The sequence below is a fragment of the Kitasatospora purpeofusca genome, assembly GCF_000718025.1.
GTDB classification, from domain to species: Bacteria; Actinomycetota; Actinomycetes; order Streptomycetales; family Streptomycetaceae; genus Kitasatospora; species Kitasatospora purpeofusca.
Genome location: NZ_JODS01000025.1, coordinates 147,881 through 164,694, shown reverse-complemented (window position 1 = coordinate 164,694; position 16,814 = coordinate 147,881). Strand labels below are relative to the sequence as shown.

Below are 16,814 nucleotides of genomic sequence, written 5' to 3'. Positions count from 1 at the left end.
GAACGCGGACGAGGGCCGCGGGACTTCCGGGTCCCGCGGCCCTCGTTGTACGTCCGGGTGTTGCCGGTGGGCCGGGGTAGGTGCTTTTCGGTCGCTTCCGGGTGATTTCCGGTCCCCTTGCGCCGGTGCTGCCTGTGCCGCCGGTGCCGTCGGCGCTGCCTGTGCCGTCTGAGCTGCCTGTGCCGTCGGGGTCGCCGGTGCTCCGCTCAGGGGCGCAGCCGCAGACCGCGCGGGGTCGGGTGGAAGCCCGCCTCCTCCAGGGCGGCGCCGAGCGCGGAGCCGAGGGCGGGCTCGCCGTTGGCCCGTTCGACGGTCACGCTGCCCAGTGCCCCGGCCCGGGCCGCCCCGGCCAGCGCGGCCGCCGCGGTGGCCAGCGTCGCGCCGTCCTCCGGCCAGGCCAGCAGGGACTTGCCGCCGCGCTCGATGTACAGGCACAGCTCGCCGTCGACCAGGACCACCAGGGCACCGGCCTTCCGGCCCGGACGGTGTGCCTTGCCCGAGGTCTCGGCCGCCCCGGTGGGCGGCTCGGGCCAGGGCAGCGCGGCCCCGTAGGCGTTGGCCGGATCGGCGGCGGCCAGCACCAGGGCCTGCGGGGGCTCGGCGGACGGGGCGGCCGGCCACTCCACGCCCCGGGCCCGCTCCAGCCGGCCGTTGACCGAGCGCAGCCGGTCGGCGGCGCCCTCCATGGCGAACTGGGCGCCGCCCAGCCCCTCGACGAAGTAGCCCCGGCGGGCCCGGCCGCGCTCCTCCATCGCGGAGAGCACCCGGTAGACCCCGGCGAATCCGCCCGGGACCCGTTCGGCGACGACCGTGCCCCGGGTGAGCAGGCCGTGCCGGTCCAGCAGGCCCTGGGCCTGGGCGGTGGCCCGGAGGGTGGGGTCGGTGGTGAACGGGGGCAGCAGCGACCAGCGCCCGCCCACCGTCGGCGGGCCGCTGCGCAGGGCTCCGCCGAGTCGGCCGTGGGGCCGGCCGGCGCCGCCGTAGCGGCCGCGCGGGGTGGCCCGGGGCGCCCGGTGCGCGGTGGAGCCGGCCGTCCGCCCGGAGCCGAGCAGGGCCCGCAGCGGGGCCAGGGTGTCGTTGCTGACGTAACCGGCCCAGACGAGGTCCCACAGGGCCTCGACGATCTCCGGTTCGGGCGTCTCCGGGAGGTGCGCGACCAGTTGGCGGAAGAACAGGCCGTAGCCGCCGGCCAGTGCCTCCAGCAGGGCGGTGTGCACCGGGGTGACGGTGGGCGGGACGGGCTCGGGCCGCAGCAGATGGGCGTTCTCGGCCAGGTGCAGGCTGATCCAGCCGTCCTTGCCGGGGAGCGCGCCGGCGCCGGCCCAGCCGATCTCGCCGGCCGCCGTCAGCTCGTCGAGCAGGCCGGGGGAGTAGTCGGCCAACCGGGCCGGGAGGATCAGCTTCTCCAGCGCGGAGGCGGGCAGGGCGGCGCCCTGGAGCTGCTCGACCACCCGGAGCAGGCCGTCGGCTCCCCGCAGCCGGTGGCCGGCCAGGTGCTGCCACTGCGGCAGGAAGGCGGCCAGCGCCCGGGGCGGGACGGGCTCGACCTCCTGGCGCAGGGCCGCCAGCGAACGGCGGCGCAGTCGGCGCAGCACCTCGGCGTCGCACCACTCGACCGCGCCGGTGGGCCCGTCGGCGGGGGCGGCGTGCGGCCCTTCCGGAGCGGGGTGGTGGGTGCCGGGCGGGCGGAACTCGCCCTGGACCAGGCGGCCGGCGGCGGTGAGCCGGTGCAGGGTGCCGGTGACCACGGCGGTGCCGAGGCCGAAACGGGCGGCGGTCTCGGCCGCGGTGAACGGGCCGTGGGTGCGGGCGTGCCGGGCGAGCAGGTCGCCGAGCGGGTCCTTGACCGGTTCGGTGAAGGCCTCCGGCACGCCGACCGGGAGCGGGGTGCCGAGGGCGTCGCGCAGCCGGCCCGCGTCCTCGACGGCGGCCCAGCGCAGCTCGCCGGCGATCCGGACCTGGATCACCCGGCGGGCGGCCTCGAGCTCGAGGGCCAGGAGCGGTTCGGCGCCGCGGGCGGTCAGCTCGGCCTCGCTCAGCGGGCCGAGCAGGCGCAGCGCGTCGGCGACCCCCTCGGCGTCCTTGATCCGGCGCTCGGGGGTGAGCCGCTGGAGCTCGGCCTCCAGCTCGGCCAAGACCTCCGGGTCGAGCAGCTCCCGCAGCTCGGCCTGGCCGAGGAGTTCGGACAGCAGCCGGGAGTCGAGCGAGAGGGCGGCGGCGCGGCGCTCGGCGAGCGGGGAGTCGCCCTCGTAGAGGAACTGCGCGACGTAGCCGAAGAGCAGTGAGCGGGCGAACGGGGAGGGCTCGGGGGTGGTGACCTCGACCAGCCGGACGGCCCGGGACTCGAGGTCGCCCATCAGCTCGACCAGGCCGGGGACGTCGAAGACGTCCTGGAGGCACTCGCGGACGGCCTCCAGGACGATCGGGAAGGAGCCGTACTCGGCGGCGACCTCCAGCAGCTGGGCGGCGCGCCGGCGCTGCTGCCAGAGCGGGGTGCGCTTGCCGGGGCTGCGGCGGGGGAGCAGCAGGGCGCGGCCGGCGCACTCGCGGAAGCGGGAGGCGAACAGGGCGGAGCCGCCGACCTGGTCGGTGACCAGCTGCTCGATCTCCTGCGGGTCGAACAGGGCGGCGTCGGCGCCGACCGGGGCGTCGTCGGTGACCGGTCCGGTGAGGGCGCCCGGTGCGGCGGCGGGGCCGCCGAAGTCGAAGTCGGGCGAGAGCAGGTCGGCGTCGGGCAGCCGCAGCACGATGCCGTCGTCCGCGTGCATGACCTGCGGGTCGAGGCCGTGCTTCTCGCGCAGCCGGGCGGCCAGGGCGAGCGCCCAGGGGGCGTGCACCTGGGCGCCGAACGGGGAGTGGACGACGATCCGCCAGTCGCCCAGCTCGTCGCGGAAGCGCTCGACCACGATGGTGCGGTCGTCGGGGAGGTGGCCGCAGGCGGCGCGCTGCTCGGCGAGGTAGTCGAGCAGGTTGGCGGCGGCCCAGTCGTCCAGGCCGGCCCGCTTCAGCCGCTCGGTGGCGGCCGCCGGGTCGAGTGCGCCGAGCTCGCGGGTGAAGGCGCCGAGGGCGCGGCCGAGTTCGAGCGGGCGGCCGAGGGTGTCGCCCTTCCAGAAGGGCAGCCGGCCGGGGATCCCGGGGGCGGGGGTGACCAGCACCTTGTCGTGGGTGATGTCCTCGATCCGCCAGGAGGTGGTGCCGAGGGTGAAGACGTCGCCGACCCGGGACTCGTAGACCATCTCCTCGTCGAGCTCGCCGACCCGGCGCCCGCCGGCGCCCTTCCGGTCGTCCGTCCCGGCGATGAAGACGCCGAACAGGCCCCGGTCGGGGATGGTGCCGCCGGATGTGACGGCGAGCCGCTGGGCGCCGGGGCGGCCGGTGACGGTGCCGGCCACCCGGTCCCAGACCAGGCGGGGGCGCAGCTCGGCGAAGGCGTCGGAGGGGTAGCGGCCGGCCAGCATGTCGAGCACCGCGTCGAAGGCGGACTGCGGCAGGGTCGCGAACGGCGCGGCCCGGCGGACCAGCGCGAGCAGGTCGTCGACCTGCCAGGTGTCCATGCCGGTCATCGCGACCAGCTGCTGCGCGAGGACGTCGAGCGGGTTGCGCGGGATGCGCAGCGCCTCGATCCGGCCGGCCCGCATCCGCTCGGTGACCACGGCGGACTGGACGAGGTCGCCCCGGTACTTGGGGAAGACGACGCCGGTGGAGACGGCGCCGACCTGGTGGCCGGCCCGCCCGACCCGCTGCAGGCCGGAGGCGACCGAGGGCGGGGACTCGACCTGGACCACCAGCTCGACGGCGCCCATGTCGATGCCCAGCTCCAGGCTGGAGGTGGCGACCACGGCGGGCAGCCGCCCGGCCTTGAGCTCCTCCTCGACCAGGGCGCGCTGCTCCTTGGAGACCGAGCCGTGGTGGGCCCGGGCGATCACCGGCGGGGCGCCGCGGGCGGCGCCGGAGCCGCCCATCAGGAGGGCGGGGGCGTGCGCCTCCGGCGGCGCCCCGCCGGCCCGCTCCAGGGCGATCTCGTTCAGCCGGTTGCAGAGCCGCTCGGCGAGGCGGCGGGAGTTGGCGAAGACGATGGTCGAGCGGTGGGCCTGGACGAGGTCGACGATGCGCTCCTCGACGTGCGGCCAGATGGAGGCCTTCCGCTGCGGGTCCTCGGCACCGGCGGCGCCGGTGGAGGGGGCGGCGGGCAGGTCGTCGAGGTCCGGGACGGGGACCACCACGGAGAGGTCGAACTCCTTGGTGGCGGGCGGCTGGACCACCTCGGCGCCGCGCCCGGGGCTGAGGAAGCGGGCCACCTCCTCGACCGGGCGGACCGTGGCGGACAGGCCGATCCGGCGGGCCGGGCGGTCGAGCAGCTCGTCCAGCCGCTCCAGGGAGAGGGCGAGGTGGGCGCCGCGCTTGGTGCCGGCGACGGCGTGCACCTCGTCCAGGATCACCGTGTCCACACCGCGCAGGGCCTCGCGGGCGGCGGAGGTGAGCAGCAGGAAGAGCGATTCGGGGGTGGTGATCAGGATGTCCGGCGGGTGGGTGGCGAAGCGCCGGCGGTCGGCGGCCGGGGTGTCGCCGGAGCGGATGCCGACCTGGACCTCCGGCTCGGGCAGGCCGAGCCGGACGGCGGCCTGGCGCAGGCCGGCCAGCGGGGCGCGGAGGTTGCGCTCGACGTCCACCGCGAGGGCCTTGAGCGGGGAGATGTAGAGCACCCGGCAGCGGCGGCCCGGCTCGGCCGGGGGCGGGGTGCTGCTGAGCCGGTCCAGCGCGGACAGGAAGGCCGCGAGGGTCTTGCCGGAGCCGGTGGGGGCGACCACGAGCACGTCGGCCTCCCGGCCGATGGCGCGCCAGGCCTCGGCCTGGGCGGCGGTCGGCGCGGAGAAGGCGCCCGTGAACCAGGCCCGGGTGGCCGGGGCGAAGCCGGCCAGCGGGTCGGCCGGGGGCGGGGTCGGGTGCTCGGTCGCCATGCCCCCATGGTGCCGGGTGGCACTGACAACGCGGGGCGGGCGGGGGCGGGGCGGTGGCCGTTCGGGGCAATCGGGCAGGCGAGTCGGACAAACCGACCATATGGTGATGATTCTTACCACCGTGATGCTCCTGTGATGATCAGCCCTCCGGTGGCCGGCCGCCTCCGGCGCGGCCGCCGGGACCGACGAGCGGAGACCGTGCCATGGCGCAGGCGGACCCGTCCGGCCGCGGCGGTCCTCTCCCCGGTCCCGGCCCTCTCCCGGCCCGCGGCGCCGGCCCGGTCCACGTGCCCGTCCGGGCGGCGGGTCCCGGCCGCCCGGTCCGGCGACGGGGTCGGGGGCCGCTCCGGGTCCTGCTCGCGATGCTGCTGACCGCGCTGGTCGTCGGCGGGGCCGTGCCCTACGTCGCCGGGCCGGGCCGCTCCTACCTCAGCTACCTGGTGCTCGCCGACCGGGCCGACGCCGACGGGGCCGCGCACGCGGCCGCCGAGGCCCGGGCCGCCGGGGGGCAGGTGGTCCAGGAGTACCCGCAGATCGGGGTGGTGCTCGCGTACGCCGGCGGGGGCTTCGCGGAGAAGGTCCGGGGCCGACCGGGAGTGGCCGCGGTCGGGGCCAGCCGGACCTCGCCGGTGCCCGGGCCGCCCCGGCCGCTGGACGGCGCCGGCGACTTCCGGGCCGGGACGGACCCGGCGGCCGGTGACCGGGCCGACGGCGACCGGGCGCGGTCCGGACGTGCCGCCGACGGGACCGGCTTCCGCGGCGGCGGCGGTGGGGCCGCGGACGGGCGCGGGGCCGTGGACGGCGGGGACGACGCCACCGCCACCGTCCCGGACCCGGGCGAGCAGGACGCCTGGAACCTCGCGCTGCTCGGCGCCGCCCCCGCCGGCGCCGCGGACGCCACCCCCAACCTGCTGCGCGGCACCGCCGCCCCGGCCGCCGACGCCCTGCGCAAGGTGCTGGTCGCCGTCCTCGACTCCGGCGTCGACGACACCCACCCCGATCTGCGCGCCGCCGTCGACCCGAGGAGCTCCGCCTCCTGCGCCGACGGCCGCCCCGACGCCAGGACCGGCGCCTGGCGGCCCGACGCCGGGGTCGGCGAGAGCGGCCACGGCACCCATGTCGCCGGGATCGTCGGCGCGGCCAGGGACGGCCGCGGCGTCAGCGGGGTCGCGCCCGGCGTGCGGATCGCCGCCGTCCGGCTGCTCGGTCCGCTCGGCCAGTACTACGCCGAGAACATCGTCTGCGGCATGCTCTGGGCCGCCGACCACGGCGCCAGGGCGATCAACAACAGCTACTTCGCCGACCCGTGGAAGTACAACTGCCCCGATGACCCCGACCAGGCCGTGCTGACCGCCGCCGTCGGCCGGGCCGTCGAGTACGCCCGGGGGAAGGGCGCGGTGGTCGTCGCCTCGGCGGGCAACGACGGGCAGGACCTCGGCGCGCCCCGTACCGACGAGCGCAGCCCCAACGACCGCACGACCGGCCCGCCGCAGTCCCGCCACGTCGGCCCCGAGTGCGTCCGGCTGCCCGGCGAACTGCCCGGCGTGGTCACGGTGACCGCCGTAGACCGGGACGGCCGGCCGTCCGCGTACACCAACTACGGGCGCGGCCACGTCTCGCTGGCCGCCCCCGGCGGGGACCCGGACGGCGGCGCCCGGGGGGCGGTGGTCTCCGACTGGCCCGGCGGCCGGTACGCCGCGCTGGCCGGCACCTCGATGGCCGCCGCGCACGTCACCGGCGCGGTCGCGGTGGCCGCCGCGCTGCACCCGGACTGGGGCTCCGACCGGCTCGCCGCCCGGCTCGCCTCGGACGCGGCGGCCGCCTGCCCGCCCGGGCCGCACGTCTGCGGCGACCACGAGTTCTACGGCGCCGGGGCGCTGGTGCTGCCGCACTGAGCCTCCCCCGCCCCCGCCCCCGCCCCCGCCCCGCGCCGGGGCCGCAGTCGCAGCCGCGCCGGACGGGTGGTGCGGGGACGGAGGGCCGCGGAAAACCGGATGACGGGGCGGCGCCGGCGGGTCGAGGATCGAGGGATGGACACCTTCCTCACCACCGAGCGGCTGGTGCTGCGCCGCTTCACCGCCGCCGACGTGGACGCCCTGGTGGAGCTGGACTCCGACCCGGAGGTGACCCGCTACCTCACCGGTGGCCGGCCCACCCCGCGCGCGGTGGTCGAGGACACCCTGCTGCCGCTCTACTTCGACCACTACCGGCGCTTCGGCGACCTCGGCTGGTGGGCCGCCGAGGAGCGGGAGGGCGGCGCCTTCCTCGGCTGGTTCGAGTTCCGGTCGCTCCACGGCGACCGCGCCGAGGTCGAGCTGGGCTACCGGCTGCGCCGCGCGGCCTGGGGGCACGGCTACGCCACCGAGGGCTCCCGGGCGCTGGTCCGCCGGGGCTTCACCGGGCTGGGCGTCGAGCGGGTGGTGGCGTACACGATGACGGTCAACATCGGCTCCCGGCGGGTGATGGAGAAGGCCGGGCTGTCGTACGTGCGCACCTTCCACGAGGACTACCCGGAGACGATCGCGGGCAGTGAGCACGGCGAGGTCGAGTACGCCCTGACGGCCGCCGACTGGGCGGCGGCGGAAGCAGTCCGAGCGGCCCGGGCCGAGCGACCCGGTCCCCGAGTGCCCGGACCGGCCGATGTGTGGTCCGGGATACTGGGGGCATGAGGCTGACGGAGTTCTGGCGGCGAATGTACGAGCACTTCGGGGAGGCGTACGCGGAGTCGTTCGCGAGCGACCATGTGATGAGCGAACTGGGCGGGCGGACCGTCCGGCAGGCGCTGGACGCGGGCCAGGAGGCCAAGGACGTCTGGCGGGTCGTCTGCGACACCCAGGGTGTCTCCGGCGTGCTCCGCTGACCCCGGCCCCCGTGCCGGACCGGCGCCGACCCCGGTCCGGCGAACCCTCGGCCGTTGCTCGAACGTTCGTCGGGCATGGGTCAAACTGTGCGGGTGGCAAGCAGTGCAGAACAGCCGAATTCGGACAGGTCGGCGCAGGTCGCCGACGAGGCCGCGGGCCCTCCGCCCGCCTCCCCGCCCGGCCCGCCCGAGGGACCGACCGGGGCCCGGACCGCGGGTGACGGTCTCTGGGGTACCGGGATGCCGCGCTGGCTGCCGCGCGCGATGGTGCTCGCCCTGGTCCTGGTCGGGGTGTTCCAGCTCGCCGACTGGGCCTTCCACCAGCTGATCGACCTCTTCGTGATGCTGCTGGTCTCGTTCTTCCTCTCGCTGGCGCTGGAACCGGCCGTGGACCGGATGGCGGCCCGCGGCGTGCGCCGGGGCATCGGCACCTTCCTGGTCTTCGTCGCGGTGGCGATCGCCGTGGCCGGGTTCCTGACCGCGCTCGGCACCCTGCTGGTCGACCAGGTCGCGAAGATCGCCGGCGACCTGCCCCACCTGCTGGACAATCTGATCGCCTGGATCAACAGCACCTTCCACCAGGACCTCTCGCTGGACGAGCTGCAGAAGAAGCTGCTCAAGGACTCCGGTGCGATCGAGACCTACGCCCAGCAGGCCGCGGACAACGTCTGGGGCGTCTCCTCGACCCTGATCGGCGGGCTCTTCCAGGCCTTCACCGTCGGGCTCTTCACCTTCTACTTCACCGCCGACGGGCCCCGGGTGCGGCGGACCGTCTGCTCGATGCTGCCGCCCGCCAAGCAGGCGGAGGTGCTGCGGGCCTGGGAGATCGCGCTCGCCAAGACCGGCGGCTACCTCTACTCGCGGGCCCTGCTCGCGGTGGTGTCGGCGCTGGCGCACTGGGTGATGTTCGCGCTGCTGGACCTGCCCTACGCGGCCGCGCTCGCGGTCTGGGTCGGCGTCATGTCGCAGTTCGTGCCCACCATCGGCACCTACCTCGCCGGGGCGCTGCCGGTGCTGGTGGCGCTCACCACCCCCCAGCCGGTGGACGCGCTCTGGGTGCTGGCCTTCGTGGTGGTCTACCAGCAGATCGAGAACTACCTGCTGCATCCGCGGATCACCGCGCGGACGGTCGACGTGCACCCGGCGGTGGCGTTCGGCTCGGTGATCGCGGGCGCGGCGCTGCTGGGCGCGGTCGGCGCGCTGATCGCGATCCCGGCGGCGGCCACCCTGCAGGGATTCGTCGGGACGTACGTGCGCCGCTACGAGGTCGCCACGGACCCGCGGATCGACCGCGGCGAGCAGCGCCGGCACCGCCGCGAGCTGCGGCGGGAGGCGGCCCGGCGGCTGCGGCGGATGGTCGGCGGGGACTCCGGGAGGAAGTAGTCCGAACGGCTCCGGCTTGATTCGAACACTTGTTCTTTGTACTCTCCGGCGCAGAGTTTTCCCCAGGCAGAGCCCGGTCGGGGCCGATTGTCGGTGGGAGGCGCTAGCGTCGAGGACGATGAAGCGCACAGCACAGAACCCGAGGGTGGAAGCCATGGCAGGTACGGACCGCGAGAAGGCCCTTGAGACGGCGCTCGCGCAGATCGAGCGGCAGTTCGGCAAGGGCTCGGTGATGCGCCTCGGCGAGAAGGCGAACGAGCCGATCGAGGTGATCTCCACCGGTTCCACCGCCCTGGACGTCGCGCTCGGGGTCGGCGGCATCCCGCGCGGCCGGGTGGTCGAGATCTACGGCCCGGAGTCCTCCGGCAAGACCACGCTGACCCTGCACCTGGCGGCCAACGCCCAGCGGGCCGGCGGCACGGTCGCCTTCGTCGACGCGGAGCACGCGCTCGACCCGGAGTACGCCAAGAAGCTCGGCGTGGACACCGACGCCCTGCTGGTCAGCCAGCCGGACACCGGTGAGCAGGCGCTGGAGATCACCGACATGCTGATCCGCTCCGGCGCGATCGACCTGGTGATCATCGACTCGGTGGCGGCGCTCGTGCCGCGCGCCGAGATCGAGGGCGAGATGGGCGACTCCCACGTCGGTCTGCAGGCCCGGCTGATGAGCCAGGCGCTGCGGAAGATCGCCGGTGCGCTGAACCAGTCGAACACCACCGCGGTCTTCATCAACCAGCTGCGGGAGAAGATCGGCGTCATGTTCGGCTCGCCGGAGACCACGACCGGTGGCCGGGCGCTGAAGTTCTACGCCTCGGTCCGGCTGGACATCCGCCGGATCGAGACCCTGAAGGACGGCACCGAGGCGGTCGGCAACCGCACCCGGGTCAAGGTCGTCAAGAACAAGGTCGCCGCGCCGTTCAAGCAGGCCGAGTTCGACATCCTCTACGGCGTGGGCATCAGCCGTGAGGGCGGCCTGATCGACATGGGCGTGGAGCACGGCTTCATCCGCAAGTCGGGCGCCTGGTACACCTACGAGGGCGACCAGCTGGGCCAGGGCAAGGAGAACGCCCGCAACTTCCTGCGGGACAACCCGCAGCTGGCCGACGAGATCGAGCGGAAGCTCAAGAGCAAGCTGGGCATCGGCCCGAAGGTGGAGGAGCCGGCCGAGGCCGAGGCGGCGGGTGACGCCGAGGGTGCGGCCAAGCCGATCACCGCGACCGCCGCCAAGACGGCCGCGGCGAAGAAGACGACGGCGGCCGCCGCCAAGGCCTGAGCCGTTGACGCAGCACAGTGGGCCGGTCGGCCCCGAGGAGGACGACGACCACGGGCCGCCGGACTGGTTCGCGGCTGTCGCCTCGCCGCGGACCGGGGCGCGGGCCGCGGCGCAGCCCGAGCCGACGACCTGGCCGGAAGCGGTGTGGGATCCGGCGTGGGAGCCGGAGCCCGTGCCGGAGCGCGCCCGGGCGGTGAAGCGCCGGGCGGCCCGCCCGGCGGACGTGGGCGAGCTGGGGCTGGTCCAGGCCTCCGAGCTGCCCGCGGGGCGGCGCCGGCGGCGCTCGGCCCTGGAGGCCGAGGACGGCCCCGGCGAGGGAGCGGGTGCGGCCGGTCACGGGGGTGCGGCCGCCCCTGCTCCGACGTTCCCGGCGGAGCGCCCGAGGCGTCGGTCCGGCCGCACCCGGGGGGCCGGTGTCTCCGGGGGCGGGGGCCACGAGGGGCACGACGGCGATGAGGGCCGCGAGGGTACGGGCCGGGGCCCGGGTCGTCGCGGGGCGGGCCGCGGTGCCCGGACCGAGGAGCCGGCCGATCCCGAGAGCCGGGCGCGGGACATCTGCCTGCGGCTGCTCACGGGCGCGGCCAAGAGCCGCAAGCAGCTCGCCGACGCCCTGCGCAAGCGGGAGATCCCGGACGAGGTGGCCGAGGAGGTGCTGACCCGGCTGGAGGAGGTCGGGCTGATCGACGACGCGGCCTTCGCCCGGGCCTGGGTGGAGTCCCGGCACAGCGTCCGCGGTCTGTCCCGGCGTGCGCTGGCGCAGGAGCTGCGGACCAAGGGCATCTCCGGCGAGTTCGCCGAACAGGCCCTGGCCCAGCTCGACCACGACGACGAGACCGAGGCGGCCCGGGCCCTGGTCGACCGGCGGCTCCGGGCCACCCGGGGCCTGGAGCGGCAGACCCGCACCCGCCGGCTGGTCGGGCTGCTCGCCCGGCGCGGCTACTCCGAGGGCTTGGCCTTCCGGGTGGTCCGCGACGCCCTGGACGCGGAGGGGGCCGCGGACGAGTACGGCGACGGGGACGAGTACGGCGACGAGGGCGACGGCTACCAGGACTGAGGCGGGCCCGGGCGGGTCGCTCCGCCCCGACTGTTACCGGAGGGTTGGTCAACTGCCTGGCCAGTCTTGACCGTTTCGTAACCCGCGCTTAGCCTCGCACTCAGTGCGGGAGCACGTCGACCGTCCCTCGGACGCCCCGGCCGTATGCCCGGCCATGCCTGTGACCGGGCTGTTCCGGGCGGCCGCGCGGTGGTCCCGGGCGGCGTGCCGCGGCGGGACGGGGAGTGGGCAGCATGAGGATCGCGGTGAGCGCCGGATCGGCCGCTTCCCTTTCGGTGGCCGTCCTACTGGTGGTCCTGGCGGCAGCGTGGCTACTGGCCCGGCGGTCGAGGGTCGCTCGCCGCCGCGCGGCCGCAGCGGCCGAACGGGCCCGGCGGCAGGCCGAGCAGCAGGCCGACCGGTTGCGGGCCGAACTCGACCGGCGCGAGGAGCGGCTGGCCGGGGAGCTCGACCGGCTGCGCACCCGCGAGGACGAACTCGCCGAGCGCTCGGCGGCGTTGGCCCGCGCCGCGGCGGAGGCCGGGGAACTCCTCCGGCGCCGGGAGGCCGAGCTGGAGCGGACCGCCGGGCTCTCCGCAGCCGAGGCCCGTGCCGAACTCGTCCGGGAGGCCGAGTCGGAGGCCCGCCGGGAGGCCGCGGTCGCCGTCCGGGAGATCGAGCGCGCCGCCCGCGAGGAGGGCGAGCAGCGGGCCCGGGGCATCCTGGCCGGGGCGATCCAGCGGCTGGCGGCCGAACAGACCGCCGAGACCGCGGTGTCGGTGTTCCGGCTGCCCAACGAGGAGATGAAGGGCCGGGTGATCGGACGCGAGGGTCGCAACATCCGGACCTTCGAGGCCGTCACCGGCGTCAATCTGATCATCGACGACACGCCCTCGGTGGTGCAGCTCTCCTGTTTCGACCCGGTCCGCCGGGAGACCGCCCGGCTCACCCTGGAGCAGCTGGTGGAGGACGGCCGGATCCACCCGCTGCGGATCGAGCACGTGCACGAGCGCAGCCGGATCGAGGTCGAGCGCCGCTGCGTACGGGCCGGTGAGGACGCGCTGCTCGCCGTCCGGGTCGGCGCCATGGACCCGGAGCTGGTCCGTACCCTCGGCACCCTGCGCTACCGGGCCTCGTACGGGCAGAACGTGCTCGGCCACCTGGTGGAGTCGGCGCACCTGGCCGGGATGATGGCCGCCGAACTCGGGGTGGACCCGGAGCCGGTGCGGCGCGCGGCGCTGCTGCACGACATCGGCAAGGCGCTGACCCACGAGGTCCAGGGCAGCCATGCGGCGATCGGCGCCGACCTGGCCCGGCGGTTCGGCGAATCGGCGGACGTGGTGCACGCGATCGCCGCGCACCACGGCGAGGTGGAGCCCCGGACGGTGGAGGCGGTGCTCACCCAGGCCGCCGACGCCTGCTCGGGCGCGCGGCCGGGCGCGCGCAAGGAGTCGCTGGAGGCGTATGTGCGGCGGCTGGAGCGGTTGGAGGAGATCGCCCGGGCGCACGACGGCGTGGCCACCGTCTACGCGATGCAGGCCGGCCGGGAGGTGCGGGTGATGGTCCGGCCGGAGGTGGTGGACGACCTCGGGGCGCAGGTGATCGCCCGTGAGGTCGCCAAGCAGGTCGCCGAGGAGCTGACCTATCCGGGCCAGATCCGGGTCACCGTGGTCCGCGAGAGCCGGGCGACCGAGGTGGCCAGGTAGCAGGCGGCCCGGTGAGCCCGGCCTCGGCCCGTCGGGCGTTCGGCCCGTTCGGCCGCCGCCCCGTTCGCCCGCCCGGTCAGCGCCCGGACGGGCGGACCGGCGGCGCCGGAGCGGCGGCAGGAGCAGTGGCGGGCCTGGCGGCGGGCGTGGCGCTGACCGGGCCGGTGACGACCGGGCCGGGGGTCGCGGCCCCGGGGCCTGCGGGGCCGGGGGTCGCGGCACCGGGCCCGGCGGGCTCCGGGGCCGGCGCCTCCTGGTCGGGTCCGCCGGGGAGCGAGGCCGGCCCGCCCCTGGCCCCGTCGGCCAGTGCCTGGAGGTCCTCCGCCGCCGCGCCCTGAGTGACCCCGACCAGATGACCGTCGGGTCGGATCAGCAGCACGGAGTGCGGGCCGGCGCCCGGGTAGGCCTCGGTGACCAGGACCTCGGCCGGGACCGGCAGCGCGGCGGCGACCTCGGCCAGCCGGGGCATCAGCCCGGCGCCCAGCCAGCGTTCCGCGGACCAGACGGCGGTGCCGGGCGCGACCAGCAGCAGCAGGAAGCCCGCACCGAGCCGGGAGTGCAGCCGGTCGGGGGTGCCGTCGGTGGCCAGCACCGGCAGGTCGGGGACGAGCACCCCGGGGGCGGTGGCGGGCAGCAGTTCGCTGAGCGAGGTGGTGCCGCGGGCGCCGCGCTGGACCGGGACCCGCCCGGGCACGCCGGAGGGCGCGGCCGGATAGGCGGGGGCGCCGCCGAACCGCCCGGTGCCGAGGTGCCCGTCGGCGAGCATCGGCGCGTGCTTGCGGAAGGACCCGGTGAGCAGCGAGCGCCGGGTCTGGGCCCAGCCGCGCAGCGGGCGCAGCAGCGGCATGGCCTGGTCGACGGCGCGCAGCCGGGCGCCGACCGCGCCGCGGCGTTCGGCCTCGTAGCCGTCGAGCAGGGAGCCGCCGGGCTGGGGGCCGCCCGAGTGGAGGTGCCAGGCGAGGGCGAGCCGCCAGGCCAGGTTGTCGGCGTCGCGCAGGCCGTCGGTGAGGTTCTGCATGCCGAGCGCGCCGTGCAGATGGGCGGCGTCGCCGGCCAGGAAGCAGCGGCCGACCCGGAACCGGGCGGCCAGCCGCTGCTGGGCGGTGTGGTCGGCGGCGGCGAGCAGGTCGAACTTCGGGAGTTCGCCGCACCAGCCGGTGAGGGTGGAGGAGACCCGGGTGAGCAGCGTGTCGCCGGTGACGATGCCGGGCCAGGTGGCGTGCGGGTCGACCGGTTCGGCGGGGGCGGGACGGCCCGGGGGGAGCCGCCAGTCGAGCCGCCAGACGCCGTCCGGCAGCGGGCGGGCGGTGGCCTCGCGGTCGCCGCGCCACGGGGGCTCGCGGTGCAGCCGGGGTTCGGTGAACGGCAGGTCGACCCGGACGGTGGCGATCGCGCTGCGGTCGACGGCGGGCCGCCCGGGGAAGCGGATCTTCAGCAGTTTGCGGACGGCCGAACGGGCGCCGTCGCTGCCGACCAGGTGGCTGCCGCGCCACCAGGTCTCGGTGCCGTCCTGCGGGTTGCGGGTGAGCACGTTGACGCCGTCGCGGTCCTGTTCGAGCCGGGTGACCCGGCTCAGCGGAACGAGTTCGACCAGCGGGCTGCCGGTGAGGGCGTCGCGCAGGCCGCGCTGGAGGCGGTGCTGGGGCAGGTGCAGCACGGGGGTGTCGGCCAGGTCGATCCGGAGCACCTCCTGGCGGCGGCGCCAGACGGCGAAGGCGTCCCAGCGGGCGGCGTCGGAGGCGGCCCGGGTGTAGCCGATCCGGGTCAGGAAGGCGGCGGTGTCGGCACCGAGGACGACGCTGCGGGGGCTCTCGGGGCAGAGTCCGGTGCCCTCGTCGAGGACGACGGTCGGGACCTCGTGCCGGGCCAGGGCGAGGGCCAGGGCCAGGCCGACCGGCCCGGCCCCGACCACGATCACCGGGTCCATGCCGGTCCCTCCGGGCCCGGGCGGGCGCCGTGGATCTCGGAGCACGGACCGGCTGTCAGCCTGCCGTCATATGCCGCGTGGATGCTCCCGGATGGTGTCACGAAGAGCAATGCAACAGTTCACCTGCGTGTCCGTCAAGCAGCAGCTGAAGTGCGCCGGTTCGCGCCGCGTCGGCCACGTGCCTCGATCCACCGGGCGAGCGCGGTGAGCAGGAGGCACATCGCGATGTAGATGGGGCCGATCACCAGGACCACGGGGATGTAGGGGAAGCCCGCGGAGTTGAGCGGCTGGGTGGCGATGGCCTTACCCACGAAGAGCAGCTCGTGGTAGGTGATGATGAAGCCCAGCGAGGTGTCCTTGAGGGTGACGACCAGCTGGCCGATCATCGTGGGCAGCATCGAGCGGACCGCCTGCGGGACCAGGATGCCGGTCATCACCTGCGTCTTGCGCATGCCGAGCGCGTAGGCCGCCTCGCCCTGGCCGCGCGGCACCGCGTTGACGCCGCTGCGGATGATCTCCGCCTGGACCGAGCCGTTGTAGAGGCTGAGGCCGAGCACCAGGGCCCACATCGGCTCCTTCGCGAAGAACGCGTAGTAGAGCGCGACGATCAGGATCAGCAGCGGCATCGCCCGGAAGAACTGGACCACCGAGACGCAGACCCAGCGCACCGGCTTGTGCTCGGAGAGCTGCCCGGCCGCCAGCAGCGCGCCCAGCACCAGCGAGAACACCGCCGCCAGCCCGAAGGCCTCCAGGGTGGAGACCAGGCCGTCGACGATCCGCTGCTGGATGGCCGTGTACTGGAACACGTCCCAGAGCGCGGCGTCGAACTGGCCGTTGTCGTTGAGCGCGTCGAAGACGTACCAGAGCAGTCCCGCGATGCCGAGCAGCGAGAGCACCCCGAAGATCCGGTTGCGGGCGCGTGCCTTCGGGCCGGGGGCGTCGAAGAGGACGCCGGCGGTCGTCGAGCGGGTGAAGGGCTTGCTCATCGGGCCACCGCCAGTCGGGATTCCAGGAAACGGAACAGCAGGGCGACGGTGGCGCTGATCACCAGGTAGGCGCAGGCGACCCAGAAGAAGATCGCGAAGATCGAGTAGCCGCGCTCGGAGAAGGTCTGCTGCGCGCTGTACAGCTCACTGACGCTGAACGCGCCGGCGATCGCCGAGTTCCTCGGCAGCGCGATGAAGACGCTGCTCATCGGGGCCAGCACCGTCCTGGCCGCCTGCGGCAGGACGACCTGGGTCAGCGTCTGGCCGAAGGTCAGGCCGAGGCTGCGGGCCGCCTCGGCCTGACCGATCGGCACCGTGTTGATGCCCGAGCGCAGCACCTCGCAGACGAACGCCGCGGTGTAGCTGCCGAGCGCCAGCACCGCGAACACGAGGTGGCTGAAGTGCACGCCGAGCGGCGGCAGGCCGAAGGTCACGGCGAAGAACAGCACGGTCAGCGGGGTGTTGCGGAAGATCGTCACCCAGCCGGTGCCGAAGGCACGCAGCACGGGGACGGGGGAGACCCGGAAGGCCGCCAGCAGGGTGCCCAGCAGCAGGGCGAGCAGCGCGCTGAGCGCGCTCAGCTCGATCGTCTGCAGGAAGCCGTCGCGGAACAGCGCGAAGTTGCCGTCCTCGAACAGGAAGCCCATCCGGCGGCCCTCCTCTCAGGGGTTCGTCGACTCGGGGGAGA

Annotated in this window: 11 protein-coding genes; 7 read left to right on the top strand and 4 right to left on the bottom strand. The window is 75.6% G+C overall.

Annotated features, from left to right (window positions below):
* Positions 1-206: 206 nt before the first annotated feature.
* Positions 207-4,958 carry an Lhr family ATP-dependent helicase gene (locus tag IF01_RS0129775; protein ID WP_030396679.1) on the bottom strand — a complete coding sequence of 1,584 codons (4,752 nt, stop codon included), beginning with the start codon at positions 4,956-4,958 and terminating at the stop codon, positions 207-209.
* A gap of 362 nt (positions 4,959-5,320) precedes the next feature.
* Between IF01_RS0129775 and IF01_RS0129770 the strand changes: the two genes are divergently transcribed.
* The 7 genes from IF01_RS0129770 (at position 5,321) to rny (ending at position 13,213) form a co-directional block, all read left to right on the top strand.
* Entirely contained in the window at positions 5,321-6,853 is a 1,533-nt protein-coding gene (locus tag IF01_RS0129770; protein ID WP_244215670.1) for a S8 family serine peptidase, read from the top strand.
* Positions 6,854-6,988: 135 nt separating this feature from the next.
* Positions 6,989-7,627: a GNAT family N-acetyltransferase gene (locus IF01_RS0129765; RefSeq protein WP_063764329.1), complete on the top strand. Its 639-nt coding sequence runs from the start codon at positions 6,989-6,991 to the stop codon at positions 7,625-7,627.
* On the top strand, positions 7,624-7,818 hold the full coding sequence (locus tag IF01_RS0129760) for a DUF3046 domain-containing protein (protein WP_030396676.1): 195 nt from the start codon (positions 7,624-7,626) through the stop codon (positions 7,816-7,818). Before IF01_RS0129765 ends, IF01_RS0129760 begins: the two co-directional genes overlap by 4 nt.
* A gap of 240 nt (positions 7,819-8,058) precedes the next feature.
* Positions 8,059-9,201: an AI-2E family transporter gene (locus IF01_RS42490; protein WP_279617280.1), complete on the top strand. Its 1,143-nt coding sequence runs from the start codon at positions 8,059-8,061 to the stop codon at positions 9,199-9,201.
* A gap of 154 nt (positions 9,202-9,355) precedes the next feature.
* Positions 9,356-10,474: a recombinase RecA gene (gene recA / locus IF01_RS0129750; RefSeq protein ID WP_030396674.1), complete on the top strand. Its 1,119-nt coding sequence runs from the start codon at positions 9,356-9,358 to the stop codon at positions 10,472-10,474.
* Between the two features lie 4 nt (positions 10,475-10,478).
* On the top strand, positions 10,479-11,528 hold the full coding sequence (locus tag IF01_RS44410) for a RecX family transcriptional regulator (RefSeq protein ID WP_051756481.1): 1,050 nt from the start codon (positions 10,479-10,481) through the stop codon (positions 11,526-11,528).
* Between the two features lie 233 nt (positions 11,529-11,761).
* A complete protein-coding gene (gene rny, locus IF01_RS0129740; protein ID WP_030396672.1) occupies positions 11,762-13,213 on the top strand; it encodes a ribonuclease Y in 1,452 nt (483 codons plus the stop codon).
* A gap of 76 nt (positions 13,214-13,289) precedes the next feature.
* On the opposite strand, the gene IF01_RS0129735 is transcribed toward rny, so the two are convergent.
* From IF01_RS0129735 to IF01_RS0129725, 3 genes are all read right to left on the bottom strand, one after another.
* On the bottom strand, positions 13,290-15,140 hold the full coding sequence (locus IF01_RS0129735; RefSeq protein ID WP_063764328.1) for an FAD-dependent monooxygenase: 1,851 nt from the start codon (positions 15,138-15,140) through the stop codon (positions 13,290-13,292).
* 134 nt (positions 15,141-15,274) lie between these two features.
* Positions 15,275-16,126, bottom strand: a complete 852-nt coding sequence (locus IF01_RS0129730; RefSeq protein WP_030396670.1) for an amino acid ABC transporter permease — start codon at positions 16,124-16,126, stop codon at positions 15,275-15,277.
* On the bottom strand, positions 16,123-16,773 hold the full coding sequence (locus IF01_RS0129725) for an amino acid ABC transporter permease (RefSeq protein ID WP_030396669.1): 651 nt from the start codon (positions 16,771-16,773) through the stop codon (positions 16,123-16,125). The genes IF01_RS0129730 and IF01_RS0129725 overlap by 4 nt, the downstream gene beginning before the upstream one ends.
* Positions 16,774-16,814: the final 41 nt, after the last annotated feature.